Genomic DNA, 21,535 nt, shown 5'->3' with positions numbered 1-21,535 from the left:
GGGAGTCCGGGCCGAGCCTCCGGCCGGCCCGGACTCCCGCGCGATCGTCACGAGAAGGAGACACAGCGATGTATCACGCTGTTGATGCGGGCATGATCAGGGCATCCGTCTTCCCGCCGGCGGCGACCCTGCCTCCCTGTCCGGACTTGCACAGCGACACCGCCGCCGATGTGCACCGGTGGCGGGAGTGGGGCGCTCGGGTCTGGGCGGAGGACGGCGTGGCCGCCGCGATCGAAGTCGCCGCACCCCGCTTCGCCGATTCCATCCGCCAGGTACTCGGCGGACAGCGCCGACGCCCGCGCCTGGTCCGGCGCACCACCATCTCCCTGCTCCGTTACCTGCTGCGGATGCAGCACCGCGCCACCCCCTTCGGGCTGTTCGCCGGGCCGGCCCCTCTGCGCATCGGCCGCACGGCACGAGTGCGCTGGGGCACAGCCCACCGCGTCTTCGTACGTGCCGACGCGGTGTGGCTGAGTGATGTCATCACCACCCTCGAACGCGACCCGGACGTGCTGTGGCACCTGCACGTCATCGCCAACTCCGCCTGCACCGTGCGCGGCGCCCGAGTGACCGTTCGGCACCAGCCGGGCACCGCCGGCCCCACCGACACGCGGCTGCGGCGCACCCCGGTTGTCGAAGCCGTGCTGGCCCTGGCCCGGACTCCCATCACGGTCGGTGACCTCGCGGCCAAGCTGTGCGGTGACTACCCCAGTACCCCGCCCACGGTCATCGCGGACATGCTCCGCGACCTCGTCGCCCATCGCGTGCTTCTGAGCTGCCTGCATGCCCCTATGACCTGCGACGACGCACTCGGCCACCTGATCGGCCAGCTCGAAACCACTGCAGCCGCCCCTGACACGGCCGGGAAGCTGCGGCAGATCCACACGCTCCTCACCCGTCACGACAGCGGCTCACCAGGCGGGCAACGCATCATGCGAGCACAGGCCACCGCGCGGATGAACGCCCTGGCCGGCACCACGGACCGCGGCCTGGTCGTCAACCTCCGGCCCGACTGCGACATCGTCCTCCCGGAGATCGTGACCCGCGAGGCCGGTCACGCCCTGGACGTCATGTCCCGGATCACGCCGTACCCGAACGGCTCCCCGGCCTGGAACGACTACCGGGCCCGTTTCCTGGAGCGCTACGGCATGGGCGCCACCGTCCCCTTACGGGACCTCACAGACCCGGATACCGGCTTCGGATTCCCCGTCGGCTATCGCGGCACGGTCCTCAAGCGTCCGGTCCTGGGCACCAGCCGCCGCGACGAGCATCTCCTCGCGCTCGCCCAGCACGCAGCCCTCAACGACCAGCGCGAGATCGTCCTCAGCGAGCAGGACATCCGGGCGCTGCCCCTCGGCGAGCCCGCCCGGGTTCCCGCGCACGCCGAACTGTGCTTCACCGTGCTGTCGCCCACCCTCACAGACCTGGAACGCGGCCGGTTCACCCTCACCACGGCCGGGCTGTCCCTGGCCGCCGGCACCACCACCGGCCGCTTCCTGACCATGCTGGAACGGCCCGACCAGGCGCGAATGACCGCCGCGTATGCCTCCCTGCCGACGCTCACCACCGGCGCGGCCCGCGCCCAGGTCTCCAGCCCACCGCTGCGGCTGCCGACGTTCAACGTCGCACGAGCCCCGGCCGTCGTGCCGGACGTGCTCTCCGTGGGGGAGCACAACCCGCACACCACGCTCGACGTGGACGACCTCGGCGTCATCGCCGACGCCCAGCGTCTGTACCTGGTGTCGCTGTCCACCGGCCGACCGGTCGAACCGTCCGTGATGAACGCGGTGGAACTCAGCCACGCCACCCACCCGCTGGTCCGCTTCGTGTGCGAACTGCACCGCGCGCACACCGCGGTCCTCCTGCCCTTCGCCTGGGGCGCGGCGGCACAACTGCCCTTCCTGCCCGAAGTGCGCGTCGGACGCACCATCCTGTCCGCCGCCTGCTGGCGACTGCGCACCCGAGACCTCCGCGACGGCGGCAACTGGGTCTTCCGCTTCACCGACTGGCGCATCCGCTACGGCGTCCCGCGTACCGTCTACATCGGCAGCGACGACCAGCGGCTGCGCCTGGACCTCGACGTACCGGCCCACGTCCAATTCCTCCGCGCCGAACTGGACCGGAACGAAACCGTGGCGCTGCACGAGGCGCCCCCAGAGGGCGCGTTCGGTTGGCTGGGACGCGCACACGAGATCACCATCCCCTTCGCCGCCGACCAGCAGCCCACCCCCGCGCCCGTCCGCCGGACCGCGACCGTGGTCGGCCGCCACTCCGGCCGGCTGCCGGGCGCCTGCGCATGGGCGTACCTGAAGCTGTACGGCAACGCCGACCGCGCGCCGGAGGTGCTGACCACCCACCTGCCGAGGCTGCTGAGCCACTGGGGCACCGAGGGACCGGACTGGTGGTTCACCCGCTACGCCGATCCCGACAGTCACCTGCGCCTGCGGATCCGCCTGCCGAACCCGCGCGCCTTCGGTGACGCCGCGCAGCGCGTCGCCGCATGGGCGGCAGAACTCCGGGCCGAGGGCCTGCTCCAGCGCGTGCAGTGGGACACCGACGAGCCGGAGACCGGACGCTACGGCACCGGGCTCATCCTGCGGGCCGCCGAACGAGTCTTCGCCACCGACTCCGCCGCCGCCCTCGCGCAGCTGGCCCTGCCCCTCCCCGATGACCTCAGGCCGGCCGTCACCGCCGCCGGCTTCGTGGACATCGCCGACGCCTTCCTCGGCTCATCGGCCGAGGGCCGGGCATGGCTGACGACGAACCTCCTGAGGAACGAGGACCGGGCTGCCGCCCGCGACGTACTCGCCGCAGCCGTTCGCCTCACCACCCCAGGTCACGGCTACGCCGCCCTGCAGGCCCTGCCCGACGGCGACCAGGTCGCCAGGACGTGGAACCTGCGGCGAGGTGCCCTGGCCGCCTACCGCCAAGCCCTCAGCGCGCACGGCCCCGAACCGGTCGCCGTTCTGCCATCCCTGCTACACATGCACCACAACCGCACCGCAGGCATCAACCCCGACGGCGAAGCCACCTGTCGCCGCCTCGCGCGCGCCGCCGCACTGTCCTGGACCGCCCGTACCGAAGGAGCCCTGCGGTGACCACCGCCCCGCCCGTCGCCGACACCGGCCTGGCCACCCGGCAATCCCTTGCGCGCGGCTCCCTCGGCATCACCCTGCTCCATGTCGAACGGGCCCGGCGCGGTCTCATCCCGTGGAAGGCCGTACACCAACGGCTCGCCGACGTCCGCCCGTTGATCGACGGGAATGAGGCGAGCCTGTTCCTCGGCGCCCCCGCCATGGCCTACGTACTGCACCTGACCGCGGCCGACAGCGACCGGTACACGGGAGCCCTGCACACCCTCGACGACATCGTGGCCGCGCACACCCGCCATCGCCTGGCCGCCGCACACACGCGCATCGACCAAGGCCGGTACGCCACCTTCGCCGAGTACGACCTGCTACGCGGCCTGACCGGACTCGGCGCCCTCCTGCTGCGCCGCCGACCGGCAGGCGACGAACTCAAGGCCGTCCTGAAGTACCTAGTGCGGCTCACCGAACCCGTGGCCGGGCCCAGGAAGCAGCCGCTGCCCGGCTGGTGGGTCGGACACGCCCCCTCCAGCCTGAAGGCGGCCACACCGGGCGGGCACGCCAACGCCGGTCTCGCCCACGGCATCACGGGCCCCCTCGCCCTTCTCGCCCTGGCCAAGCGCAGCGGCGTCACCGTCGACGGCCACGACACCGCCATGAACCGCATCTGCCACTGGCTCGACCGCATCCGCCACAGCGACCACCGCGGAAGCCGCTGGCCACGCTGGATCTCCCGGACGGGCCCGGCGCCCATGCGCCCGGCGGCCCCGTCCTGGTGCTACGGCACGCCCGGACTCGCCCGCGCCCAGCAGCTCGCCGCGATCGCCCTCGAGGACGAGAACCGCAAGCGGATCGCCGAACGCGCCCTGCTGCACTGCCTGACCGATTCCGGACAGCTCGACCAGCTCACCGACCGCGGCCTGTGCCACGGAGCCGGCGGACTCCTGCGCACCGTCCAACGTGTCGCCGAGGACGCGGAAACCCCCACCGCCTTCACCGACCGGCTCCCCGCACTCCGCGAACGCTTCCTCACCCTCAGCCCATCGGAAGACCCCGGCTTCCTCCAAGGAACGGCGGGATCGACGCTGGCCTTCCAGAGCGCCGAACCCGGCTCCGGACCCGCCACCGACTGGGACGCCTGCCTGCTCCTGTGCTGAGGAGGAGACAACGCCATGGACCACCGAGACACCGATTCCCTGGAAGACGCCGTCCTGTCCGTCCTCACCGGTTCACCGATCGAGCTGGCAGCTGCCCGGACGCGGACATCCCCGGCCCGGCTGGCCGACGCGGTCGGGCGCTACCGCGCCGCAGGCCGGGCCGCACTCGGCCCCCAGCCCTCAGGCTGGCACCAGGTGAACATCGAGTTCGCCGACTACCCCACCGCGGAACGCTCCTTCCGCGCGCATCTCCTGCCGGCCCTGTCCAGCGGCGCCATCGGGGAGTGGTGGTTCGTGCGGAAGCACCCGTGCTGGCGTCTACGCATCCACCCGGGACCGGATGGGCGGACCGCGGACGCCATCGCGCGGATCACCGAAGCCCTCGACAACACCCTGGCCCTCGGCGAGATCAGGCGATGGCGACCCGCCCTGTACGAGCCGGAGAGCGTCGCCTTCGGCGGGCCGGAAGGGATCAGACTGACGCACAGCCTCTTCCACGCCGACAGCGTCGGCGTACTCGACTACCAGCAGCACGCTGCCGACGGCATCGAGGGCCTCCCCGGGGGCAAGGAGACCTCCTTCCTTGTCGCCCCCCTGTTCCTGCGTGCTGCCGGACTGGAGTGGGGCGAACAGGGAGACGTGTGGGGCCGGGTCGAAGCCAGACGACCGCTGCCCGCAGGCGTATCCCCAGAACAGGTCAGCAGCATGGCGGCCCCGCTACAGCGACTGCTCCTGACCGACGCCCGTCCCGCAATCGCCAACGGTCCTCTGACCCCCCTGGCGGGGTGGATCACCGGCATGCAGCGCGGCGGCCGAGCCCTCGCGGAGGCGGCACACGCCGACAACCTTCAGCTCGGCCTGCGCTCCCTTGTGACCCGGCACATCCTCTTCCACTGGAACCGCCTGGGCTTCACCGCAGCCCAACAGGCCATCTGGGCACGCGCGGCCCGGGAGGCAATCCTGGGAAGTTGATCTCCGGCAACGGCTTCTGTCGGGAGTCTCCAGCCCCACCGCGCCAGGCAGCGGGCCCGCGCTTCGCTCGTGCCGGCCGGGCCGTACACACTGCCCGCGCGGTGCGGGGCCGGTCTAGTAGACCGACTCCGCCTCGCGCATGCGGTCCTCCGGCACCGTCTTGAGCTCCGACACCGCGTCCGCCAGCGACACCAGGCGGATGTCGTTGCCGCGCAGCGCGGTCATCATGCCGAACTCCCGCCGGTGCGCGGCCTCCACGGCGTGCCAGCCGAAGCGGGTGGCCAGGACCCGGTCGAACGCGGTGGGGGTGCCGCCGCGCTGGACGTGGCCGAGGATGACGGGGCGGGCCTCCTTGCCGATCCGGCGCTCCAGTTCGGCGGCGAGGCGGTTGCCGATCCCGGCGAAGCGCTCGTGCCCGTACTGGTCGATCTTGCCCTTCTCGTAGGGCATGGTGCCCTCGGCGGGGTGGGCTCCCTCGGCGACGCAGACGACGGCGAACTTCTTGCCGCGGGCGAAGCGTTCCTCGATCATCTCGCACAGGTTGTCGAGCTCGAACGGCCGTTCCGGCAGGCAGATACCGTGGGCGCCGCCCGCCATGCCGGACTCCAGGGCGATCCAGCCGGCGTGCCGGCCCATCACCTCGACGACCATGATCCGCTGATGTGACTCGGCGGTGGTCTTCAGCCGGTCCAGGGCCTCGGTCGCGACACCGACGGCCGTGTCGAAGCCGAAGGTGCGGTCGGTGGCGGAGATGTCGTTGTCGATGGTCTTGGGCACGCCCACGACCGGCATGCCCGCGTCGGAGAGCATCCGGGCCGCGGTGAGGGTGCCCTCGCCGCCGATCGGGATGAGCGCGTCCAGCCCCAGTTCACCGCAGAGTTCCTCGGCGTGGTCGCAGGCCTCGTCGAGCCGGCCGCGCTCCAGCCGGGCGGAGCCGAGGATGGTGCCGCCGCGGGAGAGGATGCCGCTGACGGCGTCCAGGTCGAGCTTGCGGTAGCGCCGCTCCAGCAGTCCCTTGAACCCGTCCTCGAAGCCGATGACCTCGTCGCCGTGGCCGACCACGGCGCGGTGCACGACGGACCGGATCACAGCGTTCAGTCCGGGGCAGTCGCCGCCTGCGGTGAGGACTCCGATGCGCATGGTGCTGTGTCTCCTGTGGTGGATTTCCGGGCCGGGCGTGGGGGGAGATACCGATGTGTCCATCCGATTGTTCCACGCCCGGCGTACCGGCGGCGCTTCCAGCCGTCCGGATGAGCGCCTTACCGAGCGGTACGGATAGTGTCAAGACGAGCGCTCGCCACGCGGGGGTTGTTCACCCCGCGGGCCGGTGAGGCTTCCCCGTGCCCGGTCCGCGTCCGCACGGGGGGCGGCGGCCCGGACGCATGGGGCACCAGCGGTACGGGCAGCCGCGAGCGAGAACGAGGCGTGAGCCCGGCGGGACCGGCCGGGACGAGCGAGGAACGGAGAGCACGCGTGACGCGCAGCGTGTACGTCACCGGAATCGACCGGGGCGACGGCCGCCAGGTCGTCGAGCTGGGGGTGATGGAGCTCCTGACCCGCCATGTCGACCGTGTGGGCGTCTTCCGCCCGCTGGTGCACGACGGACCGGACCGGCTCTTCGAACTGCTCCGCGCGCGCTACCGGCTGGTCCAGGACGCCGGAACGGTCTACGGGATGAGCTACGAGGCGGCCGCCGCCCTCCAGGCGGAGCGCGGCACCGACGAACTGGTGTCGCGTCTGGTGGACCGGTTCCACGCCATGGCGCGGGACTACGAGTTCGTGCTCGTCCTGGGCACCGACTACGCCGAGACCGGCGTGCCCGCGGAGCTCAATCTCAACGCCCGGCTCGCCAACGAGTTCGGCGCCGCGCTCATCGCGGTCGTGGGCGGGCAGAAGCAGCCGGCCGAGTCCGTACGGGCCGAGGTGCACAACGCGTACGCCGCCTTCGACTCCCTCGGCTGCGACGTCGTCGCCATGATCGCCAACCGGGTGGATCCCGCGGAGCGGCAGGAGATCGCGGCCGGGCTGACCGCCAAGCTGCCCGTTCCCTGCTACGTCCTGCCGGAGGACAGCTCGCTCTCCGCCCCGACCGTGCAGCAGATCGTGCAGTCCCTGGGCGCGGAGGTGCTGCTCGGCGACGCGGCCGGACTGGCCCGGGACGCCCGGGACTTCGTCTTCGGCGGCGCCATGATGCCGACCTTCCTCGCCGCGCTGACCGAGGGCGCCCTCGTGGTGACCCCCGGGGACCGGGCGGACCTCATCATCGGCGCCCTCGCCGCCCACGCGGCCGGCTCGCCGCCCATCGCGGGGGTCCTGCTCACCCTCGACGAGCGGCCGGGGCCGGACATCATGGCGCTCGCCGAACGCCTGGCCCCGGGCACGCCGGTGATCTCCGTCCCGGGCAAGAGCTTCCCCACGGCCGGGGAACTCTTCGCGCTGGAGGGCAAGTTGAACGCCTGGTCACCGCGGAAGACGGAGACCGCCCTCGGCCTGTTCGACCGGCATGTCGACACGGCGGACCTGACCTCCCGGATCTCGCTGGCCCGCTCCAGCCGCGTCACGCCGATGATGTTCGAGCACGAGCTGATCGAACGCTCCCGGGCGTACCGCCGCCGCGTCGTCCTCCCCGAGGGCACCGAGGAGCGGGTGCTGCGCGCGGCGGACGTCCTGCTGCGCCGCGACATCTGCGATCTGACGCTGCTCGGCGACCCGGAGACGATCCGCCGGCGCGCCTCCGAGCTGACCGTGGACCTCGCGGACGCCCAGCTGATCGACCCGCGCACCTCCCCGCTGCGCGAGCGTTTCGCCGCGCTGTACGCGAAGCTCCGCGCGCACAAGGGCGTCGGCTACGAGCTGGCGTACGACGTGGTCGCCGACGTCTCGTACTTCGGCACCCTGATGGTCCAGGAGGGGCTGGCCGACGGCATGGTCTCCGGCGCCGCGCACTCCACCGCCGCGACCCTGCGCCCCGGCTTCGAGATCATCAAGACGGCGCCGGGCGCGCACATCGTCAGCTCGGTCTTCTTCATGTGCCTGGCCGACCGGGTGCTCGTCTACGGCGACTGCGCGGTGAACCCGGACCCGGACGCCGAGCAACTCGCCGACATCGCCATCCAGTCGGCCGGCACGGCGGCCAAGTTCGGCGTGGAGCCGCGCATCGCGATGCTCTCGTACTCCACCGGGACCTCCGGCCACGGCGCCGATGTCGACAAGGTGCGCAAGGCCACCGAACTGGTGCGGGAGCGGCGGCCCGACCTGCTGGTCGAGGGGCCGATCCAGTACGACGCCGCCGTGGACGCCACCGTGGCGGCCGCGAAACTGCCGGAGTCGGAGGTGGCGGGACGGGCCACGGTGCTGATCTTCCCCGACCTCAACACCGGCAACAACACCTACAAGGCGGTCCAGCGCTCGGCGGGCGCGGTCGCGGTCGGCCCGGTCCTGCAGGGGCTGCGCAAGCCGGTGAACGACCTGTCGCGCGGCGCCCTGGTGCCGGACATCGTCACCACGGTGGCCATCACCGCCATCCAGGCACAGGCGCAGGAGCGGAGCGCCGTGAGCGGGCGGGGCGCGCAGCCGGTGCCGCCGGGGCCGCAGGGGCCTCCCGCCCTGGAGGCACGGCGGACGCACCAGGCCCTGGGGCCCGCCCCCGCCCCGCCGCCGCGGACCGGATCGGCGGAGATCACCCACCAGGCCGAGCACGCCCACCGGGACGAGAGCCCCCGGGGCGCCGGAACGCGGCAGCCGGAGGAGGGCCAGGGGCCGGAGGCGGCACCGCGGACGTCCGAGACACCACCGGCACCGCAGGCACCGCAGGCGCCACAAGCACCACGGGCGCCACAGGCGCCGAGGACCCGGAAGGCGCGGCCCGAGTGAGCACGGATTCCACGGGCCCGTCCCGCAGCACCGCCGCCGCGGACCACCCGGCGGGCTCCCGGGTCCTCGTCATCAACTCCGGTTCGTCCTCGGTGAAGTACCAGCTCCTGGACATGGCCGGCGGGGCGGCGGAGGGCTCCTCCGCCGCGCGGCTCGCCTCCGGGCTGGTGGAGCGGATCGGTGAGGGCCCGGTCGCCGACCACGCGGCCGCCCTGCGGCAGGTCGCGGCCGAACTGGACGAGTGCGGGCTGGGCCTGGGCTCCCCCCGTCTCGCCGCCATCGGCCACCGCGTGGTGCACGGCGGCACCCGGTTCACGGAGCCGGTGCTGATCACCGACGAGGTCGTGGCGGGGATCGAGGAGCTGGTCCCGCTCGCCCCGCTGCACAACCCGGCGAACCTCCAGGGCATCAAGGTGGCCCGGGGGCTCCGCCCGGACCTGCCGCAGGTCGCGGTGTTCGACACCGCGTTCCACTCGACGATGCCGGAACACGTGGCCCGCTACGCGATCGACACGGCCACCGCCGACGCGTACGGGGTGCGCCGCTACGGCTTCCACGGCACCTCGCACGCCTATGTCTCGCGGGCCGCCGCCGCGCTGCTGGGCCGGCGGCCCGCCGAGGTCAACGTGATCGTGCTGCACCTGGGAAACGGCGCCAGCGCGTCCGCCGTCGCGGGCGGGGTGTGCGTGGAGACGTCCATGGGCCTGACCCCGCTGGAAGGGCTGGTCATGGGCACCCGCTCGGGGGATCTGGACCCGGCCGTGGTCCTCCATCTGTCGCGAGTGGCGGGGATGTCCACGGACGAGCTGGACGTCCTGCTGAACAAGCGGAGCGGGCTGCTCGGGCTGTGCGGGGACAACGACATGCGGGAGATCGGCCGCAGGATGGCCGAGGGGGACCGGGCGGCCGGGCTGGCGTTCGAGATCTACGTCCACCGGCTGCGGAAGTACGTCGGCGCGTACACCGCCGTGCTGGGCCGGGTGGACGTCATCGCGTTCACGGCGGGCGTCGGGGAGAATTCGGCTGCCGTACGGGAGGCGGCCATGCGGGGGCTGGAGGCTCTGGGCATCGGGATCGACCCGGTGCGCAACGCCCTGCGCGGGTCGTCCGCCCGGCTGATCTCGGCCGACGGCAGCCGGACCGCCGTCGCCGTGATCCCCACCGACGAGGAACTGGAGATCGCGACGCAGGCATACGCACTGGTCGGCGCGGTACGCGACTGAACCGCGCACCGGACACCGGCCGCCGTCCGGGCCGGGTCCCGCCGGGGACCGGGGACAGCACCCGGACGGGATCAGAACAGGATCCGCCAGGAATATTCCGCTCCGAAACAAACCCGATAGGATGGCCCCCATGCGCCGTTCCAAAATCGTCTGCACCCTGGGCCCAGCCGTCGACTCCTACGAGCAGCTGAAGTCGCTGATCGAGGCCGGCATGAACGTGGCCCGGTTCAACATGAGCCACGGGACCCACCCGGAGCACGAGGAGCGGTATCACCGCGTCCGCAAGGCGTCGGAGGAGACCGGCCGGGCGGTGGGCGTGCTCGCCGACCTCCAGGGGCCGAAGATCCGGCTGGAGACCTTCGCCGAGGGCCCGGTCGAACTCGTCCGCGGGGACGAGTTCACCATCACCACCGAGGACGTCCTGGGCGACAAGTCCATCTGCGGCACCACCTACAAGGGCCTGCCGGCGGACGTCGCCAAGGGCGAGTCCATCCTCATCAACGACGGCGCGGTCGCGCTGCAGGTGACGGAGGTGGACGGGCCGCGCGTGCGGACCATCGTCATCGAGGGCGGCGTCGTCTCCGACCACAAGGGCATCAACCTGCCGGGTGTGGCGGTGAACGTTCCGGCGCTGTCGGAGAAGGACGTCGAGGACCTCCGGTTCGCCCTGCGGCTCGGCTGTGACATGGTCGCGCTCTCCTTCGTCCGGGACGCGGCGGACGTGCGCGACGTGCACCGGGTGATGGACGAGGTCGGCCGCCGGGTCCCCGTCATCGCCAAGGTGGAGAAGCCGCAGGCCGTCGCCAATATGCAGGAGGTCGTGATGGCCTTCGACGGCGTGATGGTCGCCCGTGGCGACCTGGCCGTCGAGTACCCGCTGGAGAAGGTCCCGATGGTGCAGAAGCGGCTGGTGGAGATGTGCCGCCGCAACGCCAAGCCGGTGATCGTGGCGACCCAGATGATGGAGTCGATGATCAACTCCTCGCGGCCGACCCGCGCCGAGGCCTCCGACGTGGCCAACGCGATCCTCGACGGCGCCGACGCGGTGATGCTGTCGGCGGAGTCCTCGGTCGGCAAGTACCCGATCGAGACGGTCAAGACGATGTCCCGCATCGTCGAGGAGGCCGAGCAGGAGTGGATCGCCCGCGGCCTCCAGCCGCTGGTGCCGGGCAAGAAGCCGCGCACCCAGGGCGGTTCGGTGGCCCGCGCCGCCTGCGAGATCGCCGACTTCCTCGGCGCCAAGTCCCTGGTGGCGTTCACCAAGTCGGGCGACACCGCCCGCCGGCTGTCGCGCTACCGGGCGAGCCAGCCCATCCTGGCCTTCACCACCGATCCGGCGACCCGCTGCCAGCTGGCGCTGAGCTGGGGCGTGGAGACCTATGTCGTCCCGCACGTCGACAACACCGACGCGATGGTGGAGCTGGTCGACGCGGAGCTGCTCAAGCTGCACCGCTACAACGAGGGCGACATCATGATCATTACGGCGGGCTCCCCGCCCGGCGTGCCCGGCACCACCAACATGGTCCGGGTCCACCATCTGGGCGCCCAGGGCTGAGGCCCGGACCGGACGGGCCGGGCGGCCGGCGCCGCGCCGGCCGCCCCCGTGTCCCCGGCACCACGACGCCCGACGCAGCGTGGGCCGCCCCGTCCGGGGCGGCCCACCTGTCGTCTCGCGGCTCCGGGAGCGGGGTAACCGTGCCCGGGGTGCGGTATCGCCTTCCGTCTCAGCCTCCGTCGTACATGTTCATGCCGGGGACCGTCAGGTCTCCGCCGAACTGGCCGGCCTGGGTGACCGTCACGCCGGTGAAGAAGACCTCGGGGAGGTTCAGCGGCGGAGGGCTCTTGGGACTGAAGGTGATGGGGATGATGCCCAGGAGGTTGCCCTTGAGCTCCTCCGTGTACATCGTCACCGTGCCGCCCCGGATCGTGGAGTTGCTGCCCTTCGCGGCCTTCACATGGGTGGTGCTGCCGCCGGGGGCCTGGACCATCTGGTGGAGGTCCCGGATGTCCACGCCGCTGGCGGTGAACTTCAGGACTTCCTTGACCTTGCCGCTCCAGGTCCTGACCTTGACGATGCCCTTGTAGTCGAGGCCGTGCAGGGAGAGCTTGCTGCTCTCCAGGATCCACGGCTCGTCGGGCAGCAGGGCGGGGGTCGGGTCGACCTCCGCGTCGGCCAGGGCCTGGGCGTCGTACTCGGGGCAGGGGAACGGCTGCAGGCCGTCCTCCGCGGTCGCCGAGGGGGACGGGGCGGCCGTCGCGTCCTTGGCGTCCCCCGCCGCCTTCTCCGCCGCTTCCTTGACCTCTCCGGCCTTCTCCTCGGCCGTCTCGGCGGCCGATCCGGCGGCGCCCGCCACCTCGTCGACGGCCTGGCCGGCGCTGTCGCGCACCGAGTCCGCGGGCTCCTCGGCGTCCTCGGAGGGCTTCTCCTCCGCGGTGGCGCTGGGCGAGGCGGTGGCCGAGGGCTCCGCGGTCTCCTCCCCGCCGGTGAACAGATCGGTGATCTTCTCACCGAGGCCCAGCGGGTCGAGCGGGTTCCGCGTCTCGGACTCCGACGGGGACGGCTCCGGCTCCGGTGACGTCTCGGCCGGGGACTCCGAGGTCCCGGAGGACTCCTCCGTCCCGGACCCGCCGGACTCCGCGCTCGGGGACGGTTCCGGCCGCGGAGTGCTGCCCGACGACGGCTCGGGGGAGGGCTCGGAGGCATCCGGCTCGCCGGCCCCGTCCTTCTCGCCCGCGGCCTGGTCGTCCGTCTTCTCGTCCTCGGCGGCCTTGCCGTCCTCGTCCGGCTCGTCGGGCTGGGACACGCACTTGCCCGGCTTGAACTTGGGCTGCGGGTCGGCCTGGGCCAGCGGGGTGCTGAGTCCCATGCCCACGAGCACGGCGGTCGGCATGGCCGCCAGGGCTATCGCCCGGCCCGCAGGCATGTGCAAACGGGTGAGCATCGACTTTCTCGGGGCCGCGTGACGCGGCCCCTCTCCTGCACGACGGCGGCTCTCGCCGTCGAGCCGAGCCTCGTCAGCCCGCACGGTGCCTCCCCTTCTCGGATTCTTCGTCCGCCCAGACACCGGCCACGGCCGGTTCCGGCACGGAGGCACCGTCCTCGCTGTCCGGCACCCTCCGGGGCGCGGGCTCCTCCTCGGGCGGCTTGCCGGGCGCCCAGGCGATGGCCAGGCCACCGCCGAGGAGGGCGGGCAGGAAACCGAGGAGGAAGCCTCCGAAGTTGGAGACCACCAGCGAGACCAGTGCGAGCATGATCGCCGCGACGCCGGCGAAGGTCTTGGCGACGGACTGGTACCACATCGTCAGGCCCAGGACGACCAGGAGAACCCCGATGACCAGCGAGCCCGCGCCCGCCGTGGTCGCCATGCGGATCGTCAACTGCCCGACGGTGAGATTCGCGTACGGGAAATAGGCGATCGGCAGTCCGCCCAGCAGTGTCAGCAGGCCCGCCCAGAAGGGCCGGCTGCCACGCCAGGCGCGGAAACGAAGCCTCCAGTAGTGGAATCGGCCGCTCGGACCCGGTGACTCGGCGCTCATGGAAAACAGCTCCCTGGTACGGGCATTACGCAAAAAGTGAGGAAGCGGGCGGACGGGGGACGAAGCCCCCGTCCGCCCGGGCGAGTGCTTAGTAGCACTCCTTGACGCCCCTGTGCAGCTTCATCGAGAGGCCGCTCAGCTTGAAGGTTCCGGCGCTGGTCGCCCAGGCCGTCTGCTTCACATCGGTCAGGATGGCCTTGTCGGCCTCCTGGGCGAACCCGTAGGGGTTCGACTGCTCCTTGCCGCCCTTCATGCCGGGGCCCTTGGTGCTGGCTCCGGCGGCGACACCGATGTTGATGTTCTTGAACGTCGCGTCGGCGTTCAGATCGGCGACGTCGATGTAGAGCTTGTCGGCCTCGACCGCCGTGCCCTTGTTGCCGGCCGTCAGCTTCAGCGACACCGAGCCGAGACCCGGGATGCCGGGGGTGACCACCGACTGGCACATGTTGGTGATCTTCGCGTGATCGAACGCGGAGACCGCCACCGGGTGAGCGGTGTCCTTGCCCTCCAGGGTCTTGCCCGTGTCGACCGCACCGTACTGGACGAAGCCGTCACCCTCGAGGTGATCAGCCGTCACCTTGAAGGACTGCCCCGAAACGCTGAAGGACGCCGCCAGCGCACCCTGCGCCATGGCGATACCCACCGCGGCGGTGGCCGCCACGCTGGGCACCATCACCACCGCGAACCGCTTCCATCTGGTCCCGCCACGCACCTGGGACTCCATGTTTTCCTCCTTCTCGGACGTACATCTCCGGCCGGGGGAGCCCCTGGCCTGGGATGGGAGAAGTGCTACGTCCTCGGGAAGGAGAGCGCCGTACTCGGAGACGGAAACGTGTCCGAAAACCGGCGATCACCCCCGAGCGACAACCACTGGCCACGCTCTCGCGCAACCTCCTGGGCAGGACCCGCTCAGCGGCGGGTACCCCCCTGCCCAAGGCCGGCATCACCCACGCCGGCCTGCCCGGTGGGGACCCGACCCGATGGCGCCGGCTGGATGCGGCACCGCGGGATGGGACCGAGCGTGGCCGATCGTGGTGCATATCCGTCTGTCACACAAGGGGTTCATTACTTGCGAGTAATGAACGGATGACGAGGAGCGGTTCCGACCGCCCGGATCGGGCACTGTCGGTCGCGGCAATTCGTCGCGGCACATCCGGAATACCCGGACAGAACGGTGCGAACAATCGCCCTTCTCTTACTGGCAGTAACAGCGGAGGCGATTGCCAAGTTTTGGCAAAGTGCCGCTTCCGAGGTGTGGGGATCCGGACAACCGGCAACGCGGAGCCGGCTCCGTGGCCCCCGCCGCGAGGCGTACCGGCCCGGCGCCGGCTGGGCGGCCGGCAGAAGACCCGAAAGAAGACGGGGAGACGGCGGACGGCGGCCGCCCGCGGGTCCGTTCCCGCCGGCGGCCGCCGTCCGGCCGTACCGCTGTCACCGCCCCCGCCTGCGCGGATGCTCCGCTCCGCCGCCCGGGGCCGGAGCGCCCCGCGCCCGCGGCGGGAAACGCCTAGAAGAGCACGCGCGCCAGCGCGGTCCTGGCCCTGGTCACGCGCGGGTCGTCCGCGCCGATGACCTCGAAGAGCTCCAGCAGGCGCACCCTGGCCCGCTCCCGTTCGTCACCGACGGTGCGCCGCACCGTCTCGACCAGCCGCCCGAAGGCGTCCTCGACATGCCCGCCGACCAGGTCCAGGTCGGCGGCGGCGATCTGGGCGTCCGCGGCGGCCGGGTCGTCGGCGGCGGCCTTCCGCACCGCCTGCGCGTCCATCCCCTCCACCCGCTGGAGCAGTTCCGCCTGGGCCAGGCCCAGCTTCGCCTCCGGGTGGCCGGGGTCGTCGCTCAGGACGTTCCGGTACGCCTGGACGGCGCCGCCGAGGTCCCCCGCGTCCAGCGCCTGGTGGGCCGCCGCGAGCGCCGCGTCGTACGGCCCCGCGGGCTGCTCGGGAACCGCCTGCTCCGCTTCCGCCCCGCCCTCCCCGGCCGCCCCGAGGGGCCCGCCGACGATGCCGAAGCGCTCCTCGGCCACCTGGATCAGCTGGTCCAGCACCTGCCGGATCTGCGCCTCGGGGGCCGCTCCCTGGAACAGCGGCAGCGCCTGGCCCCCGACGACGGCGAAGACGGCCGGAATGCCCTGGACGCCGAACTGCTGGAAGAGCATCTGGTTGGCCTCGACGTCGATCTTGGCCAGGATGAAGCGGCCGTCGTACTCCGCCGCCATCCGCTCCAGCACCGGGCTGAGCTGCCGGCAGGGCCCGCACCACTCGGCCCAGAAGTCGATGACGACCGGCACCTGGGCCGACCGCTGGAGCACCTCCCGCTCGAAATCCGCCTCGTTGACATCGATCACGGCGACCGGAGGCGCGGCAGCCGTCCGGCCCCCGCGGGCCGCTTCGGCGCGCGCCTGCTCCGCCTTCTGCCTGGCCTCCCCGGCGGCCTTCACGGCGGCGAGGTCGACCACTCCACTCATGGACATGTTCCGTGGCTGCATGGGTACATCCTCCCCTCTCCGGGCGCTGATCGGAAAAGCGCCGGGTCGGCGCTCGCGGTTCGGGCCGTCCGTACGGCCGCCGGATCGCGGGGTACGGCCGGCGCGGCCACCGCGGTGCGCGGGGAGGGCCGCTGCGGCGCCGGGTCCCCACCCGGTGCCGGGTCCTTCGTCAGCGGGTCCGCGCGGTGCCGGTCGGGCCGCGCGGGGTGGTGCCGTGGGTGCTGCGGTTCGTGGTTGTCGTGCTCGGGTCTCACTTTCGATACCAACCGTAGCGTAAGTGGGGGCGGGGTGGGAACCCGGCCCGGCGCTACAGTCGGGACCATGCCCGCCCCCACCCGCCGCAGCACCCCCCGCACCGGCCGCCCCCGCGACGCCGGGGCGGACCGCGCGATCCTGGCCGCGACCCGGGCTGCGCTGGTGGAACTCGGCTGGTCGAAGCTGTCGCTGGGGGATGTCGCGGCCCGCGCCGGTGTGGCCAAGACCACGCTCTACCGCCGCTGGTCCGGCAAGAACGAACTCGTGGTGGACGCCGTCGCCGAACTCCTGGACGAACTGGACCTCCCCGACCGGGGCAGCCTGCGCGCCGACGTCGAGGGCGTGGTGCTGCGCTTCGCCCGGCTGCTGGAGCGGCCGGAGGCCAGGGCCTCGCTGATGGCGGTGGTCGCCGAGTCGACGCACGACCCCGCCCTGCGGGACCGGATCCGCTCCGCGATCGTGGACCGGCAGAAGCGGCTCGTGCTGCTCGGCCGGGAACGGGCGCAGCGGCGCGGCGAGCTGCCCCCGGACACCCCCGGCCTGGAGGGGGCCGCGGCGGCCGGGCGCACGGTGGACCTGATCTTCGACGTGATCGCCGGGGCGGTGGTGCACCGGACGCTGGTGAGCAGCGAGCCCGTGGATCCCGGCTGGGTGCGCGACTTCACGGCCCTGCTGCTCGGCGGGCTGACAGCCGGGGCCGTCAGCCCGCCGCGGCCCGTCCCGCCCGGGACCTGACGGCCGGGAGACACGGCCGCCGCCGGGCGCGCCGGGCCCGGGGCGCCCGGACCGCGCCTGCCGGGATGGAACCGCGGCGTCGCCGGCGGCCGGACGCGGGCAGAGCCGGGCACGGGAAGCGGGAGGGCCGGGCCCCGTGGACCCCGCCCTCCGGGAAGCGCCCCCCAGGAGCGCCTTCCCGCCGCCACGGAGTGCCCGGTGGACGGAGGACGGGGGGCGGGGCGGCGCGTACGGGCGTCAGAAGCCGGCCGGCTCCGTGTAGACGCCCCACTCCTCGCGCAGCACGCCGCAGATCTCGCCGAGCGTGGCCTCGGCCCGTACGGCGTCCAGCATGGGCTCGATCATGTTGCCGCCGTCCCGGGCCACCGCGAGCATGGCGTCCAGGGCGGTCCGGACCGCGGCGTCGTCACGGGCCGCCTTGCGCTCCGCCAGCACGCGGACCTGCTCCCGCTCGACCTCGTGGCTGACCCGCAGGATCTCCAGGTCTCCGGTGACGGAACCGGTGTGGCAGTTGACGCCGACGACCTTCTTGTCCCCCTTCTCCAGGGCCCGCTGGTACGCGAAGGCCGCTTCGGCGATCTCGCCGGTGAACCAGCCGTCCTCGATGCCGCGCAGGATGCCGGAGGTGACCGGACCGATCGGATGCTCGCCGTTCGGCACCGCGCGCCGGCCCCGCTCCTTGATCTGCTCGAAGATCTTCTCGGCGTCGGCCTCGATCCGGTCGGTCAGCGCCTCGACGTACCAGGAGCCGCCGAGCGGATCCGCGACGTTGGCGACGCCGGTCTCCTCCATCAGCACCTGCTGGGTGCGGAGCGCGATCTCGGCGGCCTGCTCCGAGGGGAGCGCCAGGGTCTCGTCCAGGGCGTTGGTGTGCAGGGAGTTGGTGCCGCCGAGGACGGCGGCGAGCGCCTCGACCGCGGTCCGCACCACGTTGTTGTACGGCTGCTGGGCGGTGAGGGAGACCCCGGCGGTCTGGGTGTGGAAGCGCAGCCACTGCGCCTTCTCGGTCTTCGCCCCGTAGACGTCGCGCATCCAGCGGGCCCAGATCCGGCGCGCGGCGCGGAACTTGGCGATCTCCTCGAAGAAGTCGACGTGCGCGTCGAAGAAGAAGGAGAGGCCGGGCGCGAAGTCGTCCACGTCGAGGCCGCGGGAGAGGCCCAGTTCGACGTAGCCGAAGCCGTCGGCGAGGGTGTAGGCGAGTTCCTGCGCCGCCGTGGAGCCGGCCTCGCGGATGTGGTAGCCGGAGACGGAGAGCGGCTTGTACGCGGGGATGTTGCGCGCGCAGTGCTCCATCAGGTCGCCGATGAGGCGCAGATGCGGCTCGGGCTGGAAGAGCCACTCCTTCTGCGCGATGTACTCCTTGAAGATGTCCGTCTGCAGCGTGCCGTTGAGGACACCGGGATCGACCCCCTGCCGCTCGGCGGCGACGAGGTACATGCAGAAGACGGGGACGGCGGGCCCACTGATCGTCATGGAGGTGGTGACGTCGCCGAGCGGGATGTCCCGGAAGAGGACCTCCATGTCGGCGGCGGAGTCGATGGCGACGCCGCAGTGGCCGACCTCGCCGAGCGACTTGGGCTCGTCGGAGTCGCGGCCCATGAGGGTCGGCATGTCGAAGGCGACCGAGAGGCCGCCGCCGCCCGCCTCCAGGATCATCTTGTAGCGCTCGTTGGTCTGCTCGGCGTTGCCGAAGCCGGCGAACTGGCGGATGGTCCAGGTGCGGCCCCGGTAGCCGGTGGGGTACAGACCGCGGGTGAAGGGGTACTCCCCGGGCCAGCCGATCCGCTCGAAACCGGGCACGGTGCTGCCCGGGGGCGGGCCGTACACGGGGGCGACCGGGTCGCCCGAGAGCGTGGTGAAGTCTGCGTCCCGCTTGCGGGCCGCGTCGTAACGGGCCTGCCAGCGGCGGCGGCCTTCTTCGAGGGCGTCGGAGTCCATACGGGTAATTTACTTGGACGTCCTACTATCTGTCGATGGCAGTCCGCGGGGCACGGCTTTCCCCGGCCCCGCGGTGCCGGGCCGCTCAGGCCTTCGCGACCACCGGTCCGCCGTCCGCGACGAGCGGTTCCACCTCACGGGTGATCTTCCGCTCCACGAAGAAGGCGGCGAGCGGGATGGTGCCGGACAGCAGCACCCAGAGCAGCTTGCCGAAGCTCCACTTGGCCTTGGAGCCCAGGTCGAAGGCGAAGATCAGATAGATGATGTACAGCAGGCCGTGCGTCTGGGAGACCACGAAGGTGAGGTCCTCACCGCGGTCGAAGCCGTACTTGAACACCATGCTGGTGCTGAGGACCAGCAGCATCACGGCGGTGACGTAGGCCATGACCCGGTACCGGGTCAGCACGCTCTTCTTCATGCCGTCGAGCGTAACCGGAGCCCGCCGCGGACCCGCCGCCGCCCCGGGGACCCCGGGGACCCCGGGCCTGCCTCCCGTGCCGTGCCCCGGCCCGCCTCAGCCCTCCTCGAAGTCGCCGGCCGCGACGCGCAGCGGGCGGAGCAGCGCGAAGATCTCGGCGCACTCCTCGGCGTCGTACACGCCCAGCCCGAAGTCCATCGCCATCAGGTCGCGGGTGGCGGACTCCACGACCTCACGCCCCTTGTCGGTGATGGTCGCCAGGGTGCCGCGGCCGTCGTTGGGGTTCGGCCGCCGGGCGACGAGCCCGGACCGGACCAGCCGGTCGACGGTGTTGGTCACGGAGGTGGGGTGGACCATCAGCCGCTCGCCGATCTTGGACATCGGCAGCTCCCCGGCCTTGCTGAAGGTGAGCAGCACCAGGGCCTCGTAGCGGGCGAAGGTGAGGCCGTACGGCTTGACGACCGCGTCGACCTGCCCGAGCAGGATCTGCTGGGCGCGCATGATCGAGGTGATGGCGGCCATGGACGGCACGGATCCCCATCGCTGCTTCCAGAGTTCGTCGGCTCGGGCGATCGGGTCGAACGACAGGCTGAGCGGCTTCGGCACGCCTCGACCTTAGCGGCCGGTCATATGGGGGTCAGCCCCGTTCCGCATACCGGTCAACCCGGCGGTGCCGGACGACCGGCCGGGTATGTGCCGCCGCCCCCGGGGTAGATCATCCCCGACATGCTTTCGGACAGGAACGAAAACCCGGCGGAGAGGGCGGACCCCATGCCGTTCCATCTGCGATGCGCGCCCGATGACGTGCCGCACACCCGGTTCGCGGTCTCCCCCCTGTGGGAGACGCGGAGCGCCGTGCGCGCCCTGGACCGCCCCGGCCCGCCCGGGACCCGGCTGCCCTGGCTGCGCAGAATCCAGGTGGCGGCCTCGGGGCTGAACCTGGCGCCGCTGTCGCTGCTGGCGCCGGCCCACGGCTGCGGCCCGCGCTTCCTCGCCCCGCGCCCCGCCGACCCGTACACCCGGATCGAGGACGAACTGGCCCGGGTCCGGGCGACCGATCCGGCGGTGGCCCGGGGGGAGCTGGAGCGCACGCTGGCCGGGACCCCGGGCGCGGCCGCCAGCCTGCGCGGCCGGCGGATGCTGGAGGACCCGGGCCGGGCCGTCAAGGAACTGGCGGATCTGCTGGAGCTGGCCTGGCGGGCGCTGATCGAGCCCGACTGGCCCGCGCTGCACGCCCTGCTGGAGGCCGACGCCGCCTTCCACGCACGGCGGCTGGCCGGCTGCGGGCCGGAAGGACTCTTCGCCGAACTGCACCCGGACGTGTCCTGGGCGGACGGCACGCTGACGATCGCGCACACCGGACCGGCGGGGCCCGGCACGACCGGGGCCGGCAGGTCGACCGGGACCGGCGCAGCGGAGGCACCGGAAGGCACGGAGGCGGCCGGGGCGCCGGAGAGGCCGGAGGGCGCGGAGGGCGCGGAGGGCCGCGGGCTGCTGCTGGTCCCGAGCGTGTTCTGCCGGCCGGGCCCCGCCGCGGGCGGCGGAGTGCCCTGGGACCGCGCGCTGGTCTACCCGGCACGGGGCCTCGGCGGGCTGTGGGAATCCTCCGGGGAGCAGCCGCCGGAGGTGCTGTCCCGGCTGCTCGGCCGGGGCCGCGCGGCCGTCCTCACGGCGCTGGAGGAGCCGGCGAGCACCACGGGCCTCGCCCGCCGGCTCGGCCTGGCCCCCTCCTCCGTATCGGCGCATCTCGCGGCGCTGCGCGACGCGGGGCTGCTGACCTCGCACCGCTACGGCCACCAGGTGCTGTACGAGCGCACGCCCCTCGGGATCGCCCTGGCGGCCGGCTGAGGGTCCCG

General features: G+C 72.5%; 16 protein-coding genes. 8 read left to right on the top strand and 8 right to left on the bottom strand.

Annotation, left to right across the window (positions count from 1 at the left end; all coding sequences use genetic code 11):
* The first annotated feature begins 68 nt into the window (after positions 1 to 68).
* From KBZ10_RS05930 to KBZ10_RS05920, 3 genes are read left to right on the top strand one after another with little or no spacing between them, the layout of a single operon-like run.
* A complete protein-coding gene (locus KBZ10_RS05930) occupies positions 69 to 3,098 on the top strand; it encodes a lantibiotic dehydratase (protein ID WP_247701829.1) in 3,030 nt (1,009 codons plus the stop codon).
* Positions 3,095 to 4,243, top strand: coding sequence for a lanthionine synthetase C family protein (locus KBZ10_RS05925; RefSeq protein ID WP_210986407.1), 1,149 nt, complete (start codon positions 3,095 to 3,097; stop codon positions 4,241 to 4,243). Before KBZ10_RS05930 ends, KBZ10_RS05925 begins: the two co-directional genes overlap by 4 nt.
* A gap of 15 nt (positions 4,244 to 4,258) precedes the next feature.
* A complete protein-coding gene (locus KBZ10_RS05920) occupies positions 4,259 to 5,215 on the top strand; it encodes a thiopeptide-type bacteriocin biosynthesis protein (RefSeq protein WP_210986406.1) in 957 nt (318 codons plus the stop codon).
* A 114-nt stretch (positions 5,216 to 5,329) separates the two neighbouring features.
* On the opposite strand, the gene KBZ10_RS05915 is transcribed toward KBZ10_RS05920, so the two are convergent.
* Entirely contained in the window at positions 5,330 to 6,355 is a 1,026-nt protein-coding gene (locus KBZ10_RS05915) for an ATP-dependent 6-phosphofructokinase (RefSeq protein ID WP_210986405.1), read from the bottom strand.
* 333 nt (positions 6,356 to 6,688) lie between these two features.
* On the opposite strand from KBZ10_RS05915, the gene pta reads away from it, so the two are divergent.
* The 3 genes from pta (at position 6,689) to pyk (ending at position 11,866) form a co-directional block, all read left to right on the top strand.
* Positions 6,689 to 9,088, top strand: a complete 2,400-nt coding sequence (pta, locus tag KBZ10_RS05910) for a phosphate acetyltransferase (RefSeq protein ID WP_307847215.1) — start codon at positions 6,689 to 6,691, stop codon at positions 9,086 to 9,088.
* On the top strand, positions 9,085 to 10,311 hold the full coding sequence (locus KBZ10_RS05905; protein WP_210986404.1) for an acetate kinase: 1,227 nt from the start codon (positions 9,085 to 9,087) through the stop codon (positions 10,309 to 10,311). The genes pta and KBZ10_RS05905 overlap by 4 nt, the downstream gene beginning before the upstream one ends.
* Positions 10,312 to 10,441: 130 nt before the next feature.
* Positions 10,442 to 11,866 carry a pyruvate kinase gene (pyk, locus tag KBZ10_RS05900; RefSeq protein WP_210986403.1) on the top strand — a complete coding sequence of 475 codons (1,425 nt, stop codon included), beginning with the start codon at positions 10,442 to 10,444 and terminating at the stop codon, positions 11,864 to 11,866.
* A gap of 169 nt (positions 11,867 to 12,035) precedes the next feature.
* Here the strand turns inward: pyk and KBZ10_RS05895 are convergent, their stop codons facing one another.
* The 4 genes from KBZ10_RS05895 to KBZ10_RS05880 all read right to left on the bottom strand — a co-directional run bounded on the left by KBZ10_RS05895 (position 12,036) and on the right by KBZ10_RS05880 (position 16,333).
* Positions 12,036 to 13,235 (bottom strand): hydrogenase expression protein HypF, encoded by a 1,200-nt coding sequence (locus KBZ10_RS05895; protein ID WP_247701904.1) that lies wholly within the window; start codon positions 13,233 to 13,235, stop codon positions 12,036 to 12,038.
* 91 nt (positions 13,236 to 13,326) lie between these two features.
* Positions 13,327 to 13,848 carry a DUF6114 domain-containing protein gene (locus tag KBZ10_RS05890; protein ID WP_210986401.1) on the bottom strand — a complete coding sequence of 174 codons (522 nt, stop codon included), beginning with the start codon at positions 13,846 to 13,848 and terminating at the stop codon, positions 13,327 to 13,329.
* Between the two features lie 88 nt (positions 13,849 to 13,936).
* The gene (locus KBZ10_RS05885) at positions 13,937 to 14,572 is read right to left on the bottom strand and encodes a DUF6230 family protein (RefSeq protein WP_210986400.1); all 636 of its coding nucleotides are present in this window, start codon (positions 14,570 to 14,572) and stop codon (positions 13,937 to 13,939) included.
* A 783-nt stretch (positions 14,573 to 15,355) separates the two neighbouring features.
* On the bottom strand, positions 15,356 to 16,333 hold the full coding sequence (locus KBZ10_RS05880; RefSeq protein WP_210986399.1) for a tetratricopeptide repeat protein: 978 nt from the start codon (positions 16,331 to 16,333) through the stop codon (positions 15,356 to 15,358).
* Between the two features lie 321 nt (positions 16,334 to 16,654).
* On the opposite strand from KBZ10_RS05880, the gene KBZ10_RS05875 reads away from it, so the two are divergent.
* Positions 16,655 to 17,323 (top strand): TetR/AcrR family transcriptional regulator, encoded by a 669-nt coding sequence (locus KBZ10_RS05875; protein ID WP_210986398.1) that lies wholly within the window; start codon positions 16,655 to 16,657, stop codon positions 17,321 to 17,323.
* 237 nt (positions 17,324 to 17,560) lie between these two features.
* Here KBZ10_RS05875 and KBZ10_RS05870 read toward each other — a convergent pair whose 3' ends face one another.
* From KBZ10_RS05870 to KBZ10_RS05860, 3 genes are all read right to left on the bottom strand, one after another.
* Positions 17,561 to 19,261, bottom strand: coding sequence for a methylmalonyl-CoA mutase (locus tag KBZ10_RS05870; protein WP_210986397.1), 1,701 nt, complete (start codon positions 19,259 to 19,261; stop codon positions 17,561 to 17,563).
* A gap of 85 nt (positions 19,262 to 19,346) precedes the next feature.
* Positions 19,347 to 19,679: a DUF3817 domain-containing protein gene (locus KBZ10_RS05865; RefSeq protein ID WP_210986396.1), complete on the bottom strand. Its 333-nt coding sequence runs from the start codon at positions 19,677 to 19,679 to the stop codon at positions 19,347 to 19,349.
* A 96-nt stretch (positions 19,680 to 19,775) separates the two neighbouring features.
* Entirely contained in the window at positions 19,776 to 20,285 is a 510-nt protein-coding gene (locus KBZ10_RS05860) for a MarR family winged helix-turn-helix transcriptional regulator (RefSeq protein ID WP_210986395.1), read from the bottom strand.
* 165 nt (positions 20,286 to 20,450) lie between these two features.
* On the opposite strand from KBZ10_RS05860, the gene KBZ10_RS05855 reads away from it, so the two are divergent.
* The gene (locus KBZ10_RS05855; protein WP_210986452.1) at positions 20,451 to 21,527 is read left to right on the top strand and encodes a helix-turn-helix domain-containing protein; all 1,077 of its coding nucleotides are present in this window, start codon (positions 20,451 to 20,453) and stop codon (positions 21,525 to 21,527) included.
* Positions 21,528 to 21,535: the final 8 nt, after the last annotated feature.

This window comes from Streptomyces sp. F63, assembly GCF_018070345.1.
Lineage (GTDB): Bacteria > Actinomycetota > Actinomycetes > Streptomycetales > Streptomycetaceae > Streptomyces.
The sequence above is the reverse complement of the archived record's forward strand: the minus strand, read 5'-3'. Positions and strand labels throughout refer to the sequence as shown.

What these genes read in the sequence shown, in the direction of transcription:
- KBZ10_RS05930 (WP_247701829.1), top strand. Translation starts at nt 69, where the DNA reads ATGTATCACGCTGTTGATGCGGGCATGATCAGGGCATCCGTCTTCCCG.
- KBZ10_RS05920 (WP_210986406.1), top strand. Translation starts at nt 4,259, where the DNA reads ATGGACCACCGAGACACCGATTCCCTGGAAGACGCCGTCCTGTCCGTC.
- KBZ10_RS05915 (WP_210986405.1), bottom strand. Translation starts at nt 6,355, where the DNA reads ATGCGCATCGGAGTCCTCACCGCAGGCGGCGACTGCCCCGGACTGAAC.
- pyk (WP_210986403.1), top strand. Translation starts at nt 10,442, where the DNA reads ATGCGCCGTTCCAAAATCGTCTGCACCCTGGGCCCAGCCGTCGACTCC.
- KBZ10_RS05895 (WP_247701904.1), bottom strand. Translation starts at nt 13,235, where the DNA reads ATGCCTGCGGGCCGGGCGATAGCCCTGGCGGCCATGCCGACCGCCGTG.
- KBZ10_RS05890 (WP_210986401.1), bottom strand. Translation starts at nt 13,848, where the DNA reads ATGAGCGCCGAGTCACCGGGTCCGAGCGGCCGATTCCACTACTGGAGG.
- KBZ10_RS05885 (WP_210986400.1), bottom strand. Translation starts at nt 14,572, where the DNA reads ATGGAGTCCCAGGTGCGTGGCGGGACCAGATGGAAGCGGTTCGCGGTG.
- KBZ10_RS05880 (WP_210986399.1), bottom strand. Translation starts at nt 16,333, where the DNA reads ATGCAGCCACGGAACATGTCCATGAGTGGAGTGGTCGACCTCGCCGCC.
- KBZ10_RS05875 (WP_210986398.1), top strand. Translation starts at nt 16,655, where the DNA reads ATGCCCGCCCCCACCCGCCGCAGCACCCCCCGCACCGGCCGCCCCCGC.
- KBZ10_RS05870 (WP_210986397.1), bottom strand. Translation starts at nt 19,261, where the DNA reads ATGGACTCCGACGCCCTCGAAGAAGGCCGCCGCCGCTGGCAGGCCCGT.
- KBZ10_RS05865 (WP_210986396.1), bottom strand. Translation starts at nt 19,679, where the DNA reads ATGAAGAAGAGCGTGCTGACCCGGTACCGGGTCATGGCCTACGTCACC.
- KBZ10_RS05855 (WP_210986452.1), top strand. Translation starts at nt 20,451, where the DNA reads ATGCCGTTCCATCTGCGATGCGCGCCCGATGACGTGCCGCACACCCGG.